This is a genomic window from Lysinibacillus sp. FJAT-14745 (assembly GCF_001275675.1).
Lineage (GTDB): Bacteria > Bacillota > Bacilli > Bacillales_A > Planococcaceae > Lysinibacillus.
Genome location: NZ_LITM01000011.1, coordinates 1 through 19,255 on the forward strand (window position 1 = coordinate 1; position 19,255 = coordinate 19,255).

Consider the following 19,255-nt stretch of genomic DNA (forward strand, 5'->3'; position numbering starts at 1 on the left):
GAAATTTGATTAGCTCAAATTGTTTTGCTGGCATCATGTTTGATGTCCAAAATTTTGTTTCGTTCACCAACTCAAGGCTAGCTACTAAAAACTTTATTGATTACGTTTTGCTTGTTCAGTTTTCAAGGTTCATTTCGTCGCCACTTTCTCAGCAGCAACTCTTATATAATATCATGTCGAAAACCCAATGTCAACAACTAATTTATTTGATTAAGTTGTTTTTCAGCGGTTGTCTTAACGACTTGTATAATACTACACTCTTAATTTAAAAAGGTCAACACTTTTTCTAATAAAAATTTATACTTTTTCATTTCATTGAAAATCTTCCTATTAAATGAGTTAATTTCATAATTAATCCCTTTAGTGTCTAGAGTTCTAAAACAATAAAAAATGGACACCTTCCAAGATTTATTTTAATGGTAGCGTTCAAACTAAATCATATTGAATGATGGGAAGTTGCCCTATCGTTTTGATCAAACTTTGTTCAATAGGTGATTAAATGAGAAAGTACATTGTTTTCCACGATTAGAAGCGAGAGACTTTTTTAGTGGCAGAAGTTAAATCTATGCATAAATTAAACAAAAAGTCCCTTTCCTTTTTAAACAATTCCATTAATACTAATAGATGACCACTATGTGGAAAGGAGTTATGTATAAATGACCTATGTCAATAAAGATCTTGCTCGTACTTTAGAACAACAACATAAACGAAGTGTAAGAGGTTTATTTTTAAAAATTCAAGGCTTAAATAATGATTGTACATTATTAAGAAAACGACTTGAACCACAGATTAACTTAGCTGTTTATAAGAATGCTATTGATTATGTGAATCAATTCGTTTCCCACACTACCATACTCAACTTAAAATTCATTACAAATACACAAAATCTAGAGGTCGCTGTGTTACATGTACTCTTATTAGCGCATATATTAGAAAACGAAGACCGTTCTGCTTTTGAATATGAACATCATTTACTTCAAGAGTACATTCTTGAAATATTTGCGTTAAACGATCATGCAAAAGCACTTTATACTAATCACCAGGAAAAGATGCTTCACTATACGAAATCTCAACCAACATAAAAAGACGATCAAGTAGTACTATGCTACAAAGATCGTCTTTTTTCTTTTATTGTAATCCTTTAATAATCAGTGATCGAACTGGTAAGAACTGCTCTCCTGTATCACCGTAAGTGAGAATGACATCATCACCTTCTTGTAAATAAATTGCAAGCGGTTCTGTTTCTGAGCTTACCAAATAGTTTTTCCCGTCATTAAGTAAAAATGATACAACTGTATATTCACCAAGACGTTCCTTGTATACACGAAGCACCTTTCCACTGACATTTTTCTCTTCTGCATGCGAGCTTCCTTCGACTGTCGTTCCACCACGACTTAAGGCTGTTTTGTATAATTTCAGTGCCTCTTTAGGAGTTGTCGCATAAACCGAAATTTCAGGGTTTGCCGCAGAAACGATGAAATAATTTTGTAAGAAACCATTTGAGTCAAGCACCGCTGTTAACCAGCTAGCTTCACCGTAGAAGTTATATAATACCGGCATTTCGCCAGACCATTTCTTCTCTATAAATTTCTTCTCAATAATTTGCAAGTTACCTTGTGAATCCATATAAGAAGCGTCTTGATTTCCAGTATAATAGGTTGCTTGACCTGTTCGGGCATTTGTTAAGGAATAACCAAGCATTGAATCGACACCCTCTTTAGGGCTCGTAAAGTCTGTGAAATAATACATATCGCCCTTCTCGTCAAAAATCGGGCTAACATTTGCCTCTGTTCCCTCATCAGAAGGAAGTTTTACATCTTTCTTACCAAACTTACTGTTCCAAAATCCATGCACATAATTACCGAAATAACTATTTTGTAAGCTTACTGTCTCTGGAGAAACCGCTCCATCAATAAATTCTGGGACATCTTCCAACTTAATAACTTCTGATTTTCCTGTTAGCGCATCTACAAGCACGATCCCTTTTACATCGAAACCATTACGTGCTGAAATAAATTCACCATATGAACGGATGTAGTAAGGTTTACCCTCATCATCTATTTCAAGTTGTACATCTCCACAAAAAACAAGGAATGGATGTTGTAAACGTATATGACGCTCTAAATTTGAATTTAAATAAGCAGAAGGAATATACTTCATTTCCTGCTTAACAAACTTAGGATTGTCCGCTGAATCCGTTGCACTCATTATAAAGTAACCAGGAGTCGTCCCGCCATTCATCCATTTAAAGAAACCTGAAAACTCTACTGGCGCTATATAAACATATTCACCCTTCACTTTTTGAATTTGTAAGCGCCCTAGCTCATAATAACTCGTATTCGGTACTTGCCCGAACGCTTTTTTCATCTTATTACGCGCAAATTTAGGAGGAACACTAGCTGGCGTTTGTGTTTCATCGAATGGTTTTATTTCAACCTCTTCCTTCATTTCAGCTGATTTGAATTTTTCGTTTGCATTCCATAAAGGAGCTGATAATACATACACTGCAACACCTAAACTAGCTAAAAATAAAACACCCTTTATTTTTCTTTCAATACCACTTGCAAGAAGCGCGCCGCCTAATGTTAATAGAATAATAGCAGGCCAAAAAGCAAGCCAGTTTACATCCATTTTTGTCACATATACGGTTATACCAGTAGCTAAAAATCCTAGTACAAATACACTGATAAAGAAGTATCCAATTACCTTTTTAGATCCACCATCTTCTCGTTTTTTTGTTATAATCGGTGTTAATAAAACACTCGCGATCAGTCCAATGACTGCAGAAGCTATTAATAGCTTAGTCATTTTGCTCACCCTCTCTAACCTTACTGTCCACTTATTTACGGCTACATACTAAAAAAGTTTCATACATAGGATGAATGAGTACCCTCTTGTTCATTTCCTTCATAAAAGAATAAAGGAAATTCTAACATAGATAAAGAATTTCAAAGAAAAGGAGATGAGAAATTTGTCTAAAAAAATTTTAATAGCATTGATTATTTTGTTTGGTTTTTATTATATTTTTTTCCTTTCCCATATTCCAGAAAGCTTGATACTTATCTTTAAAGTCATTCCAATGCTTTTAATTATTATCTTAGCCGCTACACCAAAAAATTTAGGTATTAAAAAGTATCAACTACTGATTGTCATCGGACTTGTGTTTTGTATGGTCGGTGATTATACACTACAGTGGTTTCTAATTGGGCTAACAAGCTTCTTAATCGGTCATATTTTTTATATCCTCGCCTTTTTTTCTACTAATGAACGACAAGTACCAACTTGGGCGAAGATTGTCTTACTCGTTTACGGGGCAAGTATGGCTGTGTGGATTGCAGGTACCGTATTTTCATCAGGAGAAGTCGTGCTTGGTATCGCGGTAATTGCCTATATTTCGGTCATATTAACGATGGGTTGGACGGCGATTCGAACAGGTTCTACATTTGCAACGATTGGCGCTCTGTTATTTATTTCATCAGATTCCTATTTATCTATTAATAAATTTGTTATGCCCTTACCATTTTCACATGAGGTTATAATGTTGACCTATTACGGTGCCCAAATACTAATTGCCTTAAGCATCCTTCAATATTCCGAAATCCGAAGTAAAGTGTTACAATAATTTAGACATCACATTAGGAGGCCATACTTATGAAAGAACAAGTAATCGAGCGTTTAATTCGTTATGCAAAAATTGATACACAATCTGATTTCACAAGCGAAACAACTCCTTCAACACAAAAGCAATTTGACTTATTGCATGTACTAAAAGATGAACTTGCAGCAATAGGCTTAACTGACATTACATTAGATGAAAATGGTTATTTATTTGCGACACTCGAAGCAAATACAGATAAAAAAGTGCCTACTATTGGCTTTTTAGCACATGTGGACACTACAACAGACTTTACTGGCACAAACGTTAAGCCACAGCGCATTGACAACTATGATGGCGGAGCGATCCAGCTCAATGAAAATCTAGCGATGTCGCCAACAGATTTTCCTGAGCTTAAAAATTATGTAGGTCAAACGTTAATTACAACGGATGGTACTACATTATTAGGTGCTGACGATAAAGCTGGTATCGCAGAAATTATGACGGCTATGGAATACTTAGTGAACACTCCTTCTATTAAACATGGTAAATTGCGTGTAGCGTTTACACCCGACGAAGAAATTGGCCGCGGTCCTCATAAATTCGATGTGGCTGCCTTTGGAGCCGACTATGCTTATACGATGGATGGCGGACCACTTGGCGAGCTACAATACGAAAGCTTTAATGCAGCCGGTGTAAAGGTTGTGACAAAAGGTACGAGTGTACACCCTGGTTCTGCGAAAAATAAAATGGTCAATGCCATCACAATGGCAATCGCCTTCCAAAATGAAATGCCTACCAATGAAGTACCAGAAAAAACGGAAGGCTATGAGGGCTTTATTCACTTAATGGGCTTTGACGGCGCGATCGAGCATACTGGGCTTTCTTACATCGTCCGTGACCATGACCGTCAAAAATTCGAGGCGAAAAAACAATTAATGCTTGATGCTGCGGCAAAAATTAAAGCCCAATATGGCGAGGATGCTTTAAGCATTACTATGGAAGATCAATACTATAATATGGGTGAAAAAATTGAGCCTGTTAAAGAAATCGTTGACATTGCACGCACAGCAATGGAAAAATTAGATATTACTCCAATTACATTACCAATCCGTGGCGGTACTGATGGTTCACAGCTTTCTTACATGGGCTTACCGACACCAAATATTTTTGCAGGTGGCGAAAATATGCACGGGAAATTTGAATATGTATCTGCTGAAACAATGGAGAAAGCTACACAAGTGATTATTGAGATTGTTCAGCTATTTGAACAGCAAGGAAAATAGTTACGAAGAAGGGTTTGCCCCTTCTTCGTAATTTTTCCAAAAATAATGACTGAATTTTCAAATTACACAAGGGGTTTTGAGGTGAATTTAATGAAAGAAATTGCATTAGGCATTGTAGCCTCACTTTTTTTCGCTGTTACATTTATATTAAATCATGCAATGGAAATGCAAGGTGGTAGCTGGCTTTGGAGTGCATCTTTGCGCTATTTCTTCATGCTACCGTTTTTACTTGCGATTGTCTTCTATCGAAAAGGCTTTTCTCAACTATCAGGTGAAATGAAAGCACAGCCTATCGCTTGGCTACTTTGGAGCTTTATCGGATTCGTATTGTTCTATGCACCACTGACATTTGCAGCAGCATTCGGTCCAGGCTGGCTCGTTTCCGGAACATGGCAATTGACAATTGTCGCTGGCGTATTACTAGCCCCCCTATTTGTTTCAGTAGTAGCCGGGAAAACAGTACGTCAAAAAATACCGCTTATTTCATTACTCATATCATGTGTCATTTTAGTCGGCATTTTACTTATCCAAATACCACAGGCACAATCTGTTCCACTTAAAAGTTTAATGCTTGGCATTTTACCTGTTGTCATCGCTGCATTTGCCTACCCTCTTGGTAACCGCAAAATGATGGAAATCTGTGGCGGTCGCATCGATACATATCAACGAGTTCTTGGCATGACCATCGCCTCGATGCCTGCATGGATTATTCTAGCCATTTATGCATTGGCAACGGTCGGGCTTCCTTCAATCAACCAAGTGATGCAATCGTTACTTGTAGGTATAAGCTCTGGTGTCATCGCCACAACTTTATTTTTCATTGCAACCGACCGTGTTCACGATCATCAAGGCAAGCTTGCAGCAGTTGAAGCAACACAATCGACTGAAATACTCTTTGTCATTATTGGTGAAGTATTGTTACTCGGTATTGCATTCCCAAATCCAATTGCTCTTGCGGGCCTAGGTGTCATTATTGTTGGCATGTTATTACATAGCTACTATACGATGATACTAGGGAAAAAAAGCGCTGTTCAAAGTAGTCCTACTCAATAATATAAAAAAATGTACATGACTAAATTACCTTTTAGTCGTGTACATTTTTTATACTAGAGAACACTAAAATTTATAAATCATTGTTTTCGATGTCCCTACTACTTCATAATCTTTAAAGCCTAATTTTTGATACATATTAATAGCCGTGTCATTTTCGAGATCCACACTAAGTGAAATGGTATTGTATCCTTCATCCTTTGCTTGTTGAATTATTTTATGCATCAGTAAAGTTCCCACTCCTCTTCCCCTTACTTCTTTCGAAACAGCCATTCCTATTTCAGGTGTGTTGCCATCAATATAACCATAGCTTTTATTATTGTCGTCAAACAATCTGTACCAGACTGCACCAACAGTTTGATTTTCTGCATCAACAGCAATCAACACTTTATCTCCCTTTCTCCCCCAACCTTCATGATATTTTCTTATGTGTGGCGAGTTTAATAAAACTTCTTTTAATGGTTTATTCTCAGGGATATGAACAGATTCATATAACATTTCTAGAAAGAACTCAAACTCTTTTTCATTACCTTCGAAGTTTCTAATAGAAAACATAAAATAATCCCCCCTTCTTATTAAGATATATTATATATTAAATTGTAATTTTTGACATAATCTTTAAGGTGTACGCTATATATTAGTGTTGATTGGAGATCAGCGATAGAGGAATGGAAATCCCCCCACGTTATGCGGGGATGATTTCATTTTTAAAGGAATACTTTGAAGATTTATCGGAACATAATCTCATTTTATCGGAACAATTTTAGCTTTTATCGGAATAATATCTCGATTTATCGGAACAATCACAGTTTCAATCAAAAAAAGACGACTCAGTCACAATGGAATGAGTCGTCGAGAGATTTTACGTTCCCAAAAAATGAGGGGGGTTTTAGGAGCGCTTTATCATGAACTAGCAAACTTCTGGAGAAAAGTAGCTAAAGTTCATCCTCTCTACACTGTATTGTAGACGAGGAATAATCTTTATACGATAATGATAATCATTATCAATTATAAAGTCAACATTAATCTGAAAATTTTTTTAAGTTTTTTATGCCCTCTTCAGCGAGCGACGATATTGCCATTGCTTTAGCTGAAAATGTAGGAAACAACCTATACAAAAGCCTGCAATTGCTATTGATGAAGCTAGAGCAACCATTCCCGTAAAGACATAGCCAACTACCTGCCATTTAAGCAAATAACCTAAAATCCCACCTGCTAAACATAAGCTAGCAATACTAGAAATCAATTATGCCTCGGCATAATTGCGTCCGGAATCGGCTTTGTGCTTGCACAAAGAACTCCTTTCCGATTTCCGTGACATCCGCCGGAGGCTTTAACTTCTTTCAGCGGATGTTTGGATACTAGCAGCAATGTAACTTAAACCCGCATTCATCTCGTCACCTATAGAGGTAGGTGACTTCTGCTGAAAGAAGTTAAATTTTTGCTGTTGCGCGTCCTCTGGTATATATGTAGATGACTCCTTTTTTAGAAACAGCTTCCCTACTCGAATAATAGGATTAAAATTGCATAAAACACCAAGAATATTTGCAACTAAAGGAATTACTAAAATCCAAAAGACTCCTGTTACTCACGTTAGCATGACACTTAAAAGAATCGTCCATTGATTGAATCGAACGAGCGGCCTTGGAATTGCATGAGGCTGTGACACCATAAAACCTACCTTTCAGATATGTTTAATTTATTTTACTATATAGCATTCCATTTGTGAAGCAAAAATGATTAATTTATAATTGAAGTAACAGAAGACTGAAAGAAAAGGTGATGACAATGCCAGCATTAACGATGGATCAAGTTCGACAATTGAATTCCTATAGCATTTATACGACAGAACCAAAGCGGACATTATTTACATTAGCGGATATACATAAGGACTTTTACCATCCTGACTTTTTAAACCTGATGATGGGAATTACAGACGCAGCAACGGAAACAGCCGCTATTTCTCACTTTGCACGCCGCTACGGTATGTTTTTCGCTATGCAACTTTACATGCTTGCCGCCTATGACGAAGTGTGGGACGGTAAACCAATCGAGCTTCGCTTTGATGCAGCAAAAGAATTCGACAGTTTTACAGTCGCAATGTTTGTTAACCCAAACGATTGGCGTTATGTCGAAGAAGATGAACGGCAAGCAGTTATTGAGAAGATCCTCTATGATGGGCATGTTATCGTTCAACAGCTTCGTAAAGTAACATCTATTTCCCCTCTCACTATTTGGGAGAATTTCTTTGGATATCTACTTTGGCACTATCATATATTGCTTTCTAATCCCGGTCTAGCCGATCAGGCAATGGAGGATATTGAAGCTTTAGAGGACCCTAAAACATGGGCTCGTTTCTCCAACAAATCTTGGTGGGCACAATATACAGGCGGTCAAAGCCCCACTAATTTAGTGAACGTTCCTGTACGAAAATCATGTTGTTTTTCTAAAGACATACCTGGTTTAATGGCTTGTGGTTTTTGCCCGATTAAATAATCACACCCTTAACGAAAAAGCCTTACCTCTCACAATAAGTGAAAGGTAAGGCTTATTTCTTTTATTTATTTTTCATAAACGACGAACCAATCATTTTGATCCTCATACATAGAAGTACCTATATAGCCCTGTTTCAAAAGCTGTTGCTGACCAACTGTATCACCCATCGATAGCGTCTTCTTTTCTGTAAAGGTTGGTAGCTCTTGTCGCAAGTCTTTATAGAAAATATATCGTAGCTTATCGACATACTTAACCTTTAATCCCTTTACGACTAATCCTTGAGAAAATTTATCTTTTAAGCTAGGGATATTATATGGCTTTACTGTTGAGCATACATAATCATATTTCTCTAAATCGATATGGCCCATGACAACTTGGGCTAATGTTTTTTGTAATCCATAGCCACGATAGGTTGGTGAGACATTCGATATTTCTTGATATAAAACTTTATGAAATTCATCCTCGGCAAGCCCACAATCATAGCCAAGGTGCTCTTCGTCAACAGGTGGGTTCAATAGTGCGCGAAAGGCAATTAACTCATCCTCTACATAAGCACCTATCATCATACCATTGCCTCTTAAAATATAGTCAAATTCCTCAGTGCTTAATGGCTGTAATATACTTTGGTCTGCTAATGATTCATAAACCTCAAGCTGTAATTTTTCAATTTCTTGCAAATGCTGAAGGTTTAGTGTTGTAACAAAAAACGGCGTTTCACCAAGCATGCCTTCATAAATTTTTTCCATTTCGCCGCCTCCTTAGGCTGTTACAATTGTTGAGAACTTACATAATTCTTTAAGGATCTCTTCATCTACGTCTACACCTAATCCTGGTTTTTCATTTAAACAGATAAATGGCACATCATAGTGTAAGTTTCCGACATCTTTAGAGAATTTTAATGGGCCTGTTAATTCTACACTTGTCATTATTTTTTTAGAGAATGCTACATGGAAGCCAGCTGCTGAACCAACTGAAGATTCTACCATTGAACCGATTTGACATTCAATGCCTGCCATTTCAGCCATAACTGCTAGTTTCATAGCAGGATAAATTCCACCGCATTTCATTAATTTAATATTAACTTTATCTGCTGCACGCTTTGCAATAATTTCACGCATTTCACGTACACCGCGAAGTCCTTCATCAATCATTAATGGTACATCTGATTTTGACTTCACTTCTACCATTCCATCAATATCTTCACTATCTACTGGCTGCTCTAACCAATCGATATTTAGATCCTTTAACGCACGTAAACCTTGTAATGTAGTTGACGAATTGCCCCATCCTTGATTTACATCTACACGAATTGCAATATCTTCGCCAACACGTTCACGCACCGCTTTAATACGAGCAACATCACGAGCTACCTCTGTTCCTACCTTCATTTTAAATGATTGATAGCCCATCTCTACACGGTTAGCCGCCTCTTCTGCCATCGCCTCAGGTGTACCAATGCTCAGTACATGGGTAATCGGGAATTTCTCATGATAACGTCCACCTAATAGTTGGTACACTGGAACTTGTAACGATTTACCTGCAATATCGAAACAAGCAATGTCAAGCGCTGCTTTCGCTGCTGGGACATCCTTCACAACTTTGTTCAACTTATCGTGAAGTTTTTCAAAGGCCATTGGATTTTCTCCAATGATTGTAGGAGCAAGCTGATTCTTTAATACAGCATATGTACTTTCCCATGTCTCCCCTGTTACATGCTCATCGGGTACTGCTTCACCATAGCCTACAATACCTGTATCTGTCGTAACCTTCAAAATAATAGAAGGCATTGTATCATATGTAGCGTAACTGATGATAAATGGATCAATAAGTGGTAAATGAATGGCGAAAATTTCTACTTGTTGGATTTTCATTTGTCTCTATCTCCTATATAATATAGTTGTCGTTAATACGTCGCTAATTATCGAAAAAATATAGAAAGGGAACATTGCCTATGTCTACTAAAATAGCGGTTATTTGCTCTAAAGCATTTATGGAGCGTATAAATAGTATCGCACAAAACATTGAGAATATTCAATTAGAATTTTATCTTTACGCTCAACCTACAGAGGCACCCGTTTTGTTAAAACAAATTAAGCCATGTGATGCACTTTTGTTTGGAGGAACGTTACCCTATTTACATGCCCAATCTGCACTGTCAGAACTGCCAATACCATGGAATTATATAAAACAAGATGAGACGGCAATTTCTACAACTTTATTATCGCTTATAGCCCATTATGCAGTACCTTTAAATAGAATTTCCATCGATGTTATGAATCCAGCTATTGTCGAAAATGTTTTAACAGAAATAGAGTATTTCGGTCCAAAACCATATATTCAGGCTATTTCTATTACTGAGCCTACTCAATCTATTTTGCAGCATCATATCGCTTTATGGGAAGCTAACAGCATTGACTATGTCATAACAAGTATTCATAGTGTGTTTGATGAATTACAGGCTCTTCAAATACCTGCAATCCGCATGCTAGATGCAACTAACTCCATTGTTCAATGCTTAGAGGAAACGATATCCCAATCACTTCTTACAAAATCCGAATCTGTCAAAGCCATTGTTGGACTATTAGAAGCTCCTGAAAATAAACCTATAGACGCTAACATGTTAACGCAAATCACTGCAGCTACGCATTCAACTTATAAACAAATTACACCTTACTCTTTTGAGCTTTATACGACAGCTGGGCATTTGCAAAGGGCACTCGAAAAAGAGAATTTACAGAACTTATTGCAGCAAACTAATAAGCCCTTTAAATTAGCATTTGGTTATGGTCACTCTATTTTAGAGGCTAACCAAAATGCCAAGAACGCATTAACATTTGCTAAACCTTGTGAAGTTTATATATTAGATGAACATAAAAACTTGCTAGGTCCATTCCCAAATTCGGAAGTAAGACTAGCTTTAAAAACAGATGATCCTTTCGTTTTACAAATGGCAAAGCAAACAAGCTTAAGTCCATTAAATATTTCCAAGATCATTCATTTTAGCCGGGAGCGACAATCAGCGCAATTTACATCCCATAATCTTGCAGAATACTTACAAGTTACACGCCGCACAACAGAGCGCATTATTAAAAAATTAGTGGATAACGGTTATGCTAAAGTAGTTGGTGAAGAAATGACTCACCAACAAGGCCGCCCACGTACAATCTATGAATTGAACTTTGCTATTTATTAAAAAATTCTCGCAGATACTTTTGGCATCTGCGAGAATACGGTTAGCTAGTAGATGGGATCATTTAGATTTAGTCCACTACCGCCATATTTTTTATATTTTTTATATATTAGATCAGGCGTGTTGATTAGGAAAAAATAAGTTTATTATTGAGCGATAAAAGGATTTTTTCGTTATTTTGCCAATATATTTCCATTTTAACTGATTGTAGCGTAGGGCTACTCGACTCCCGCGGGAAAGCGAGACAGACGAGACCCTGCACGGAGCGTAGCGGAGGAAGCGGCTCGACGCTCGCCCGCAGGAAAGCGAGTAGCCCGTAGCGGAAATCAGCCTCTTTGGATGTATAGAAATGGTTAATCAACACACCTGATATTAGATATTATTTCGAATTATTTTTTTCAAATTCAAAATCAACATCCTTAAGATTAACTATTTTTGTTTTTTTAATGATTTTATAGCCAAACCATAAACAAAGGAAGAATGGGATTCCTAAATATGCTGCTACAACACTACCCCAATCTATTTCTTCAGCCATAAACGCTTGGAAATTTTGTGCGATAATTACAATTAGTCCACATGCTATTGCAAAAATAGGTCCAATCGGAAACCATTTTGCCCTATATGGCAAATCGTTCAACGAATACCCTTGTGCAATATAAGCTTTACGGAAACGATAGTGACTGATAGAGATTCCTAACCAGAAGATAAACCCTGTTATACCTATTGCATTCATTAACCAAATATAAACTACCCCATCCCCGAAAAAGGAAGCTAAAAAAGCAAGCATACCGACTGCACATGTTAATAGCATACCCGCAACAGGAACACCACGCTTATTCAATTTTGCAAAAATTTTCGGAGCCTGACCTTCTTTAGCCATAGCGTATAGCATACGTGTTGAAGCATACAAACTTGAATTCCCTGCTGATAAAACTGCTGATAAAATAACAGCATTCATTAATGAAGCAGCAAATGCAAATCCAGCTTTTTCAAATACCATGGTAAATGGACTGACCATTACATTTTCAGTTTGTAAATTTGGATTTGTATAAGGTATGATAAGCCCTATAATTAAAATCGCAAATACGTAGAAAAGAAGAATTCTCCAAAAAACACTTTTAATAGCTGTGGGTACATTTTTCGCTGGATTCTCGCTTTCTCCAGCAGCTACCCCAACAATTTCTGTACCTTGGAATGAAAACCCTGCTGCAATAAAGACAATAAAAACACCTAAAATTCCTCCTGAAAAAGGAGCATCATCTACAGTGAAATTTTTGAATCCTACTGCTTCCCCACCCATTATACCGAAAATCATTAGTAAGCCGACTATAATAAAAATTACAATTGCACTTACTTTAATTAATGAAAGCCAATATTCTCCTTCACCGTATCCTTTAACAGATAGAAAATTTAATAAGAAAATAATAGCTAAAAATGAACCGCTCCATAATATAGATGAGCTGTTTGGAAACCAAAATTTCATAATCATTGTAGAAGCAGATAACTCAGCTGCAATCGTCATTGCCCAATTAAACCAGTAGGTCCAACCAATTGCAAATCCAAAAGCTGGATCAACAAATTTTGTACCATAAGTACTAAATGCACCACTTGTAGGCATAAATGCTGCTAGTTCTCCTAAACTTGTCATCACAAAGAAAATCATAGCTCCAACAAAAATATATGCTAGTAATGCACCGCCTGGACCTGCAGTACTGATTGCTGCACCACTACTAAGGAACAATCCTGTACCAATTGCTCCACCAATTGATATCATTGTTAAGTGTCGAGATTTCAAACCCTTTTTTAATTTCTGTTCTCCTTGTTGAATATCAGGCGAAATTTCATGAGATATACTATTTTCTTTTTTTAAGACCATTTTTTTATCCTTTCTAAAAACACTTAATGTTGCCAATTTCAAGAAAACTAAATCTAGTTTTTCTTTACGTAGCTGTGTTATATATCAAAATTAAATGTCCTTGTTAAAATAATAATGACAAAATCTCTTAAGGAGAAATAACAAAGCTTTCCTCCATTACTTTTTAAGTTGTTAATATTTCTTTTGAAACGATTGAACATAACAGCATAATTGTTACTAAGAACCATGCTGGAGAGATTAATTTTAAGCCGTAATAAATCATTGTTGCTAAGACTTCACCACCGATCCATGCTCCGATAGTTAATCCTACTAAAATATTAATGACCACGGCAGATAAAGCTAGGCGATACCCTTATACATCATTCCCTCAATTTCCATCCATTTAAATCCATGCATTTTGGCAACAATTGCTGCTACAGTTGTTCCAACTATAAGTGAAGTGTGAGGACTTTGCTCTAATACTACTACCGTCATAAGCATAGTTATAATCATAATTACAAAAGTTAGAAGTACCCAACTAGCACTAATTTCCTTTTTTACAGTTCCATCCCCTTTTTTTGCACCTATCCCCTTTTCAACTTTTCTAAGACGCAAATATTTTTTTATGTTTTTTAGCATAATATTCGAAAAATTAAAAGTCAACGCAAAAATTTTATGCTTCTCGAGCGATTTCGACTGTTTTTGCGCATAAAAACGTTTTCAAATAGCTATTAAGGACAATGCAAAATATTCATACATTTCGACAAAAAAGAAAAGAAAAAGGAACTATATCAAAAGAATTTTGCACTTTTGATATAGCTCCCTCTCGCTATCGTTATTCGTATTCAGGTTTTTTTTCTAACACACAAGCAAGTACTTTTGCAGCATCCATTAATGCACTTCGTTCAAATGTCATTTTCGGATGATGTAATCCTGGAGTTAAGTTGGCTCCAATACCAACCATCGTTGCTTTTAATTCAGGTTTTTTAACTGTGTAAAAATGGAAGTCATCACTTCCAGGCGTTGTAATTTCCTCAGCTAGATGCTCTTCCCCAAGTGCTTCAATAATTGCGTCTTTAGCCATACGTGCTGCAATCGAAGAAACTTCAGCACCAGGTGTGAAATCTATCCATTTCCAGTCCATATCAATCTCAAACTGCTGCTGGATTGATTTTAAGCCAAATTCAATACGACTACGAAGTAATTCTAGTTGGTTATTACGTTGCGCCCGAATATCCATTGAGAAGCTTGCAGTACCTGGAATAATATTCGTACTACCACCATCTGCAACAATCTTCGTTAACTTTGCAGAATGAGGCTCGAAAGGTGATAAATGTATGCTATGGAGCATTTGTTGTACAGCCATAATAACATCGATTGCATTTTTCCCTTGATGAGGTCTAGCACCATGGGCATCAGTGCCTCGTATTGTTCCTTCTAAAAAATAAGCTGCACCGTGATGGATAGCAGGCGATACTTTGCCAAGTGGTAGCTCTTCAATAGGTCTTAGATGAACACCAAATAAATGCGATACGCCATCAACAGCCCCACGCTCAAAGGCTGCACAAGCACCGTTCCCAAGTTCTTCTGCAGGTTGGAAAATAAAACGAACACGATGTTGCAACGGTCGATCTTTCAGCAGTAATAAAGCGCCAAGTATCATCGTTATATTTGCATCATGCCCACATGAGTGGTTCGCTTGCCATTTCCCATCCACTTCCTGCCATAAAGCATCTATATCTGCACGTACAGCAACAATTTCATCACCTGTACCAATTTCAGCAATTAGTCCCGGAACATCCCCTAACAAACGATAGGATACGTCTAACTCATCTAAAATGGACGCAATCTTTTTAGTAGTTTCGAATTCCTTCCAACTTACCTCTGGGTATTTATGAAAATGATCAAACCATTGATAAATTGTTTCTTCTAAGATTACAACATTTGACATAACTACACCTCTATACGCATTTTTGTTTCCCATTATACAGGAAACTATTTCTTAAAAGTACATATGAATTTAGACCTATATACATGAAAAATAAGGATATTTTATTAATAAGACTCCATACAGTTGAAGAAATCAAATATTAAAAAAATGAGGCTCATCACCAAAAGTTATGGATGGCATTTATTAAAACTTATGTCATATCGTGACACTGATCCCAAAGGAGTCGCCCAGTCGAAACGGAAATCAACCACTCGCTATGGTGATGATCTATAATGATTAATATATGTAAAAAAACGAAGGACTGTGTTAAAAGTTATTTCTACCTTTAGCACAGTCCATCAAGTATTTATTATAAACTTGTAAAAAAACCTTCTGGGTATTCTTCATAATGCACCATCGTTAGTTGCTCCTCATTTTTTTCCTCTTCCATATTAAGCTCAATTTCCTGATCCATTAAATACGTTTCAAATTTTGAGTTAAACAACTTTTTCATTTAATCACCTCTCCATTTAATTTGAATGAATTTTCTGATAAAAGAATTATACAATGACCTTTGTAAAAAAAGCAATAAACGATGCTCATTATGCATAAAAAGTATAAAAACAATCTACTTTTTAGATTGAAATTTCAGGTTTATCAGAAAAAGAGATGTATCAAATTACGATACATCCCTCATATAGTTAGACTTATAAACCAAGCGCTCGATACATAAACGCTGTAAATTGTGCGCGTGTTAAGTTTTCATTTGGTCTAAAATTGCCGTTTTCATCGCCTAGTACAATGTTATGGTCTGCTAGAGTGGCAATATATCCACTCGCCCAGTGTGATGGATCGACATCCTTGAACGTACTATTGCCTTCTGGCGTTAAGCCAAATGCAAGCACCATCATTTTTGCCATTTGGGCACGTGTTATATAAGCATTCGGACGGAAAGCTCCGTTTGAACCGTCTATAATGCCCGCTTGTTGGAGTAGTGTAATTTGTTGATAGTACGGATGACTATGTGGGACATCCAAAAATGATACAGCTTCTCGGAGTTGTGTTAGAGGTAAGGCACGTTCAATCATAAGTACCACATGTTGACGTTGAATCATGTCATTTGGTCTGAAAGTGCCATCTGGATAGCCTTTAATAATGCATCTACTAGCAATTTCTTCAATCATATCTTTTGCCCAGTTATTATCAATATCCTTGAACGTCGTTTGACATTCTTTACTCTCTTTCTTCCATTTCGCGTACAATGTTAGATTTTCTGTTACTGCATCTTTCGCAAAATCCCATGTTTTTGTGAGTTCTACATCTTTAAACCAGCCAGCAAATATGTGGCCTTCCTTCGCTGGATTAGAAGGTGCTTTCAGCAATTCTCTATATGCCACTGTTTGAGATGGGGTTCTACTGCCGCCGTTAGAATCAAAAATGACGGTATACCTTGGCTCTGAAGTGTTATCCTTCGTCCATTTCGCATACAAGGTTGTATTTGATGTTACTTCATCTTTTGCAAAATCCCACTCTGTTGTCAGCTCTTTATCTTTAAACCAACCAGCAAATATATGGCCTTCCTTTGCTGGATTAGAAGATACTTTCAGCAATTCTCTATATGCTACTGTTTGGGATGAAACTTTACTTCCTCCATTTGAATCAAAAGTGACAGTATAGATTAGCGTACTTCCGCCAGACCCTCCTTCTGAAGTATTATCCTTCGTCCATTTCGCATACAACGTGATATTTTCCGATACTCTATCTTTCACGAAATCCCATGCCGTCGTATGCCCTATATCCTTATACCAACTAGCAAACGTATGCCCATCCTTTACGGGTGTGGCTGGGGATGGCAGTAATTCCCTTTCTACAACTTCTATAGCTGATACTTCACTTCCTCCATTTGAATCAAAAGAGACAGTATAGCTTAGCTCTGAAGTTTCGTCCTTCGTCCATTTTGCATACAACGTAACATTTTTTGTCACTACGTCTTTTGCAAAATCCCATCCTTCTATCAGTTCTTCATCCTTATACCAACCTGCAAACGTGTTCCCGTCCTTTACAGGTGTAGCTGGGAGTGGTAGCAATTCCTCTTCTACAACTTCTTTAGCTGATACTTCACTTCCTCCGTTTGAATTAAAAGTGACGGTATAGCTTAACTCTGAAGTTTCGTCCTTCGTCCATTTTGCATACAACGTAACATTTTCTATCACTACGTCTTTTGCAAAATCCCATGCTTCTGACAATTCATTATCCTTATACCATCCTGCAAACGTATACCCTTCCTTCGTAGGAGCAGTTGGCGTTTTCACCAGTTCTCCTTCTTTCACTTCTTCTGGTGTGACTTCACTTCCTCCATCGGAATCAAAAGTGACAGTATAGCTTGGCTCTGGAGTTTCGTACTTCATCCATTTCGCAAACAAGGTAAGGTTTTTTGTCACCACGTCTTTGGCGAAATCCCATGCTTCTGACAGTTCTTTATCCTTATACCATCCAACAAACGTATGCCCGTCCTTTAAGGGTGTAGCTGGGGATGATAGTAATTCCTTTTCTAAAACTACTTTAGCTGATACTTCACTTCCTCCGTCTGAATCAAAATTAACATTGTAGTATGATTTTTTCCATTCTGAATAAATTGTTATCGGCTGCGATACAGATTCAGTCCACTTAATAGTCAAATTCGGATCTTCAAACCACCCTTTGAAGAAATCATTATCTTTAAATTGATAACTGAATGGGCCTCCAGTATAGTCAGAATCTAATTGAGGTGTCCCATGAAATATTACGAAATTCAATTTGTTTCTACTAAATGCACCAGTGCCAATTATCTTGACACTTGATGGAATTTCAACACTTGTTAATTGGTTAAATCCAAACGCACTCTTTTCAATCGTTGTAACGCTTGATCGAATATCTACGCTTGTTAATTGATTATGTTGAAATGCACGCATACCAATCGTTTTTACACTTGATGGGATCTCCACGTTTGATAATTTATTCCTACTAAATGCTTCCTCTCCTATAGTTGTAACGCTCGACGGGATATTTACACTTGTCAATTGATTACTGTAAAATGCCGCTTTGCTAATCGTTTTAACACTTGGCGGGATTTCCACACTTGTCAATTTATTAGCACTAAATGCAGCATCTCCAATCGTTGTTACACTTGATGGGATCTCTACACTTGTTAATTTATTAACAGCAAATGCATGATCTCCAATATTTTCAACACCTAATGGAATTTCTACATTTTCTAATAGATTATTATTAAACGCCTTAAAACCAATCGTTGTTACACTTGATGGGATCTTTACACTTTTTAGAGACATATCAGAAAACGCAAATCCTCCTATTTCTACAACTGGTTTTCCTTTAATCTCACTTGGTATAACAATATCTTTAGATAAACCGTTATACCTCCAAATGGAAACACCATTGTCCACGTCCCTTGTGACATAATCCTCTTCACTATCGCTATTCGCATAAACGGGCAAATTACTTAATGATAATTGGGAGATTATCAAAAGTATGCTCATTACTAGTAAACTTGTTTTTTTCATTTTGTAGTATCCTTTCAATAGTTTGAAATAAATGGGTACCCATTAAATGGATACCCTGTATTAAGCAGTTATAAACTTTATTAAAATATTTTTTTGATAAATGAATACATCGAAGTTTTCAAACTAACCAAAATGAAAAGTATTGGAGAGCCTTTTATCGTTTCACTTATTTAGAATAGCAAAAGAGATGTATCAAATTACGATACATCTCTCTTAGTGGTAATACTTAATAATCCAAGTAGCTGGTATATGAGATTCCCCCAATAAAAATATAGAACTTCATGGGTAAATAT

15 protein-coding genes and 2 pseudogenes are annotated in these 19,255 nt (G+C 36.7%); 6 read left to right on the forward strand and 11 right to left on the reverse strand.

The features are described from left to right. The first annotated feature begins 656 nt into the window (after positions 1–656). Complete coding sequence (locus tag AMS59_RS18450) at positions 657–1,082, forward strand: hypothetical protein (RefSeq protein WP_053485208.1); 426 nt, start codon at positions 657–659, stop codon at positions 1,080–1,082. A 46-nt stretch (positions 1,083–1,128) separates the two neighbouring features. On the opposite strand, the gene AMS59_RS18455 is transcribed toward AMS59_RS18450, so the two are convergent. After that, on the reverse strand, positions 1,129–2,808 hold the full coding sequence (locus AMS59_RS18455) for a hypothetical protein (protein ID WP_053485209.1): 1,680 nt from the start codon (positions 2,806–2,808) through the stop codon (positions 1,129–1,131). Positions 2,809–2,962: 154 nt separating this feature from the next. Between AMS59_RS18455 and AMS59_RS18460 the strand changes: the two genes are divergently transcribed. The 3 genes from AMS59_RS18460 to AMS59_RS18470 all read left to right on the forward strand — a co-directional run bounded on the left by AMS59_RS18460 (position 2,963) and on the right by AMS59_RS18470 (position 5,934). Then, the gene (locus AMS59_RS18460) at positions 2,963–3,622 is read left to right on the forward strand and encodes a lysoplasmalogenase (RefSeq protein ID WP_234007846.1); all 660 of its coding nucleotides are present in this window, start codon (positions 2,963–2,965) and stop codon (positions 3,620–3,622) included. Positions 3,623–3,651: 29 nt separating this feature from the next. Then, on the forward strand, positions 3,652–4,881 hold the full coding sequence (gene pepT, locus AMS59_RS18465) for a peptidase T (RefSeq protein ID WP_053485211.1): 1,230 nt from the start codon (positions 3,652–3,654) through the stop codon (positions 4,879–4,881). Between the two features lie 90 nt (positions 4,882–4,971). Further along, complete coding sequence (locus AMS59_RS18470; protein WP_053485296.1) at positions 4,972–5,934, forward strand: multidrug resistance efflux transporter family protein; 963 nt, start codon at positions 4,972–4,974, stop codon at positions 5,932–5,934. Positions 5,935–5,997: 63 nt separating this feature from the next. Here the strand turns inward: AMS59_RS18470 and AMS59_RS18475 are convergent, their stop codons facing one another. The 3 genes and pseudogenes from AMS59_RS18475 to AMS59_RS26430 form a co-directional block, all read right to left on the reverse strand. After that, the gene (locus AMS59_RS18475) at positions 5,998–6,486 is read right to left on the reverse strand and encodes a GNAT family N-acetyltransferase (RefSeq protein ID WP_053485212.1); all 489 of its coding nucleotides are present in this window, start codon (positions 6,484–6,486) and stop codon (positions 5,998–6,000) included. A gap of 493 nt (positions 6,487–6,979) precedes the next feature. Next, positions 6,980–7,177, reverse strand: coding sequence for a DUF4395 family protein (locus AMS59_RS18480; protein ID WP_156304714.1), 198 nt, complete (start codon positions 7,175–7,177; stop codon positions 6,980–6,982). A gap of 186 nt (positions 7,178–7,363) precedes the next feature. Then, a pseudogene (locus AMS59_RS26430) lies at positions 7,364–7,603 on the reverse strand (DUF4395 family protein); the annotation flags it as partial. Between the two features lie 116 nt (positions 7,604–7,719). Here AMS59_RS26430 and AMS59_RS18485 point away from each other — a divergent pair. Then, positions 7,720–8,427: a Fe-S oxidoreductase gene (locus tag AMS59_RS18485; RefSeq protein ID WP_053485213.1), complete on the forward strand. Its 708-nt coding sequence runs from the start codon at positions 7,720–7,722 to the stop codon at positions 8,425–8,427. A gap of 65 nt (positions 8,428–8,492) precedes the next feature. On the opposite strand, the gene AMS59_RS18490 is transcribed toward AMS59_RS18485, so the two are convergent. Both AMS59_RS18490 and AMS59_RS18495 read right to left on the reverse strand, forming a co-directional pair. Continuing rightward, the gene (locus tag AMS59_RS18490) at positions 8,493–9,173 is read right to left on the reverse strand and encodes a hypothetical protein (RefSeq protein ID WP_053485214.1); all 681 of its coding nucleotides are present in this window, start codon (positions 9,171–9,173) and stop codon (positions 8,493–8,495) included. Between the two features lie 12 nt (positions 9,174–9,185). Beyond that, complete coding sequence (locus AMS59_RS18495; RefSeq protein ID WP_053485215.1) at positions 9,186–10,298, reverse strand: mandelate racemase/muconate lactonizing enzyme family protein; 1,113 nt, start codon at positions 10,296–10,298, stop codon at positions 9,186–9,188. 80 nt (positions 10,299–10,378) lie between these two features. On the opposite strand from AMS59_RS18495, the gene AMS59_RS18500 reads away from it, so the two are divergent. Further along, a complete protein-coding gene (locus AMS59_RS18500) occupies positions 10,379–11,620 on the forward strand; it encodes a hypothetical protein (RefSeq protein WP_053485216.1) in 1,242 nt (413 codons plus the stop codon). 376 nt (positions 11,621–11,996) lie between these two features. Here the strand turns inward: AMS59_RS18500 and AMS59_RS18505 are convergent, their stop codons facing one another. The 5 genes and pseudogenes from AMS59_RS18505 to AMS59_RS18520 form a co-directional block, all read right to left on the reverse strand. Further along, the gene (locus AMS59_RS18505; protein WP_053485217.1) at positions 11,997–13,493 is read right to left on the reverse strand and encodes an amino acid permease; all 1,497 of its coding nucleotides are present in this window, start codon (positions 13,491–13,493) and stop codon (positions 11,997–11,999) included. Positions 13,494–13,668: 175 nt separating this feature from the next. Next, a pseudogene (locus AMS59_RS24470) lies at positions 13,669–14,111 on the reverse strand (Na+/H+ antiporter NhaC); the annotation flags it as partial. Positions 14,112–14,307: 196 nt separating this feature from the next. Further along, complete coding sequence (locus AMS59_RS18515; protein WP_053485219.1) at positions 14,308–15,423, reverse strand: amidohydrolase; 1,116 nt, start codon at positions 15,421–15,423, stop codon at positions 14,308–14,310. Between the two features lie 349 nt (positions 15,424–15,772). Continuing rightward, the gene (locus AMS59_RS25955; protein ID WP_199777791.1) at positions 15,773–15,916 is read right to left on the reverse strand and encodes a hypothetical protein; all 144 of its coding nucleotides are present in this window, start codon (positions 15,914–15,916) and stop codon (positions 15,773–15,775) included. Between the two features lie 193 nt (positions 15,917–16,109). Beyond that, entirely contained in the window at positions 16,110–18,962 is a 2,853-nt protein-coding gene (locus AMS59_RS18520; protein ID WP_053485220.1) for an InlB B-repeat-containing protein, read from the reverse strand. Positions 18,963–19,255: the final 293 nt, after the last annotated feature.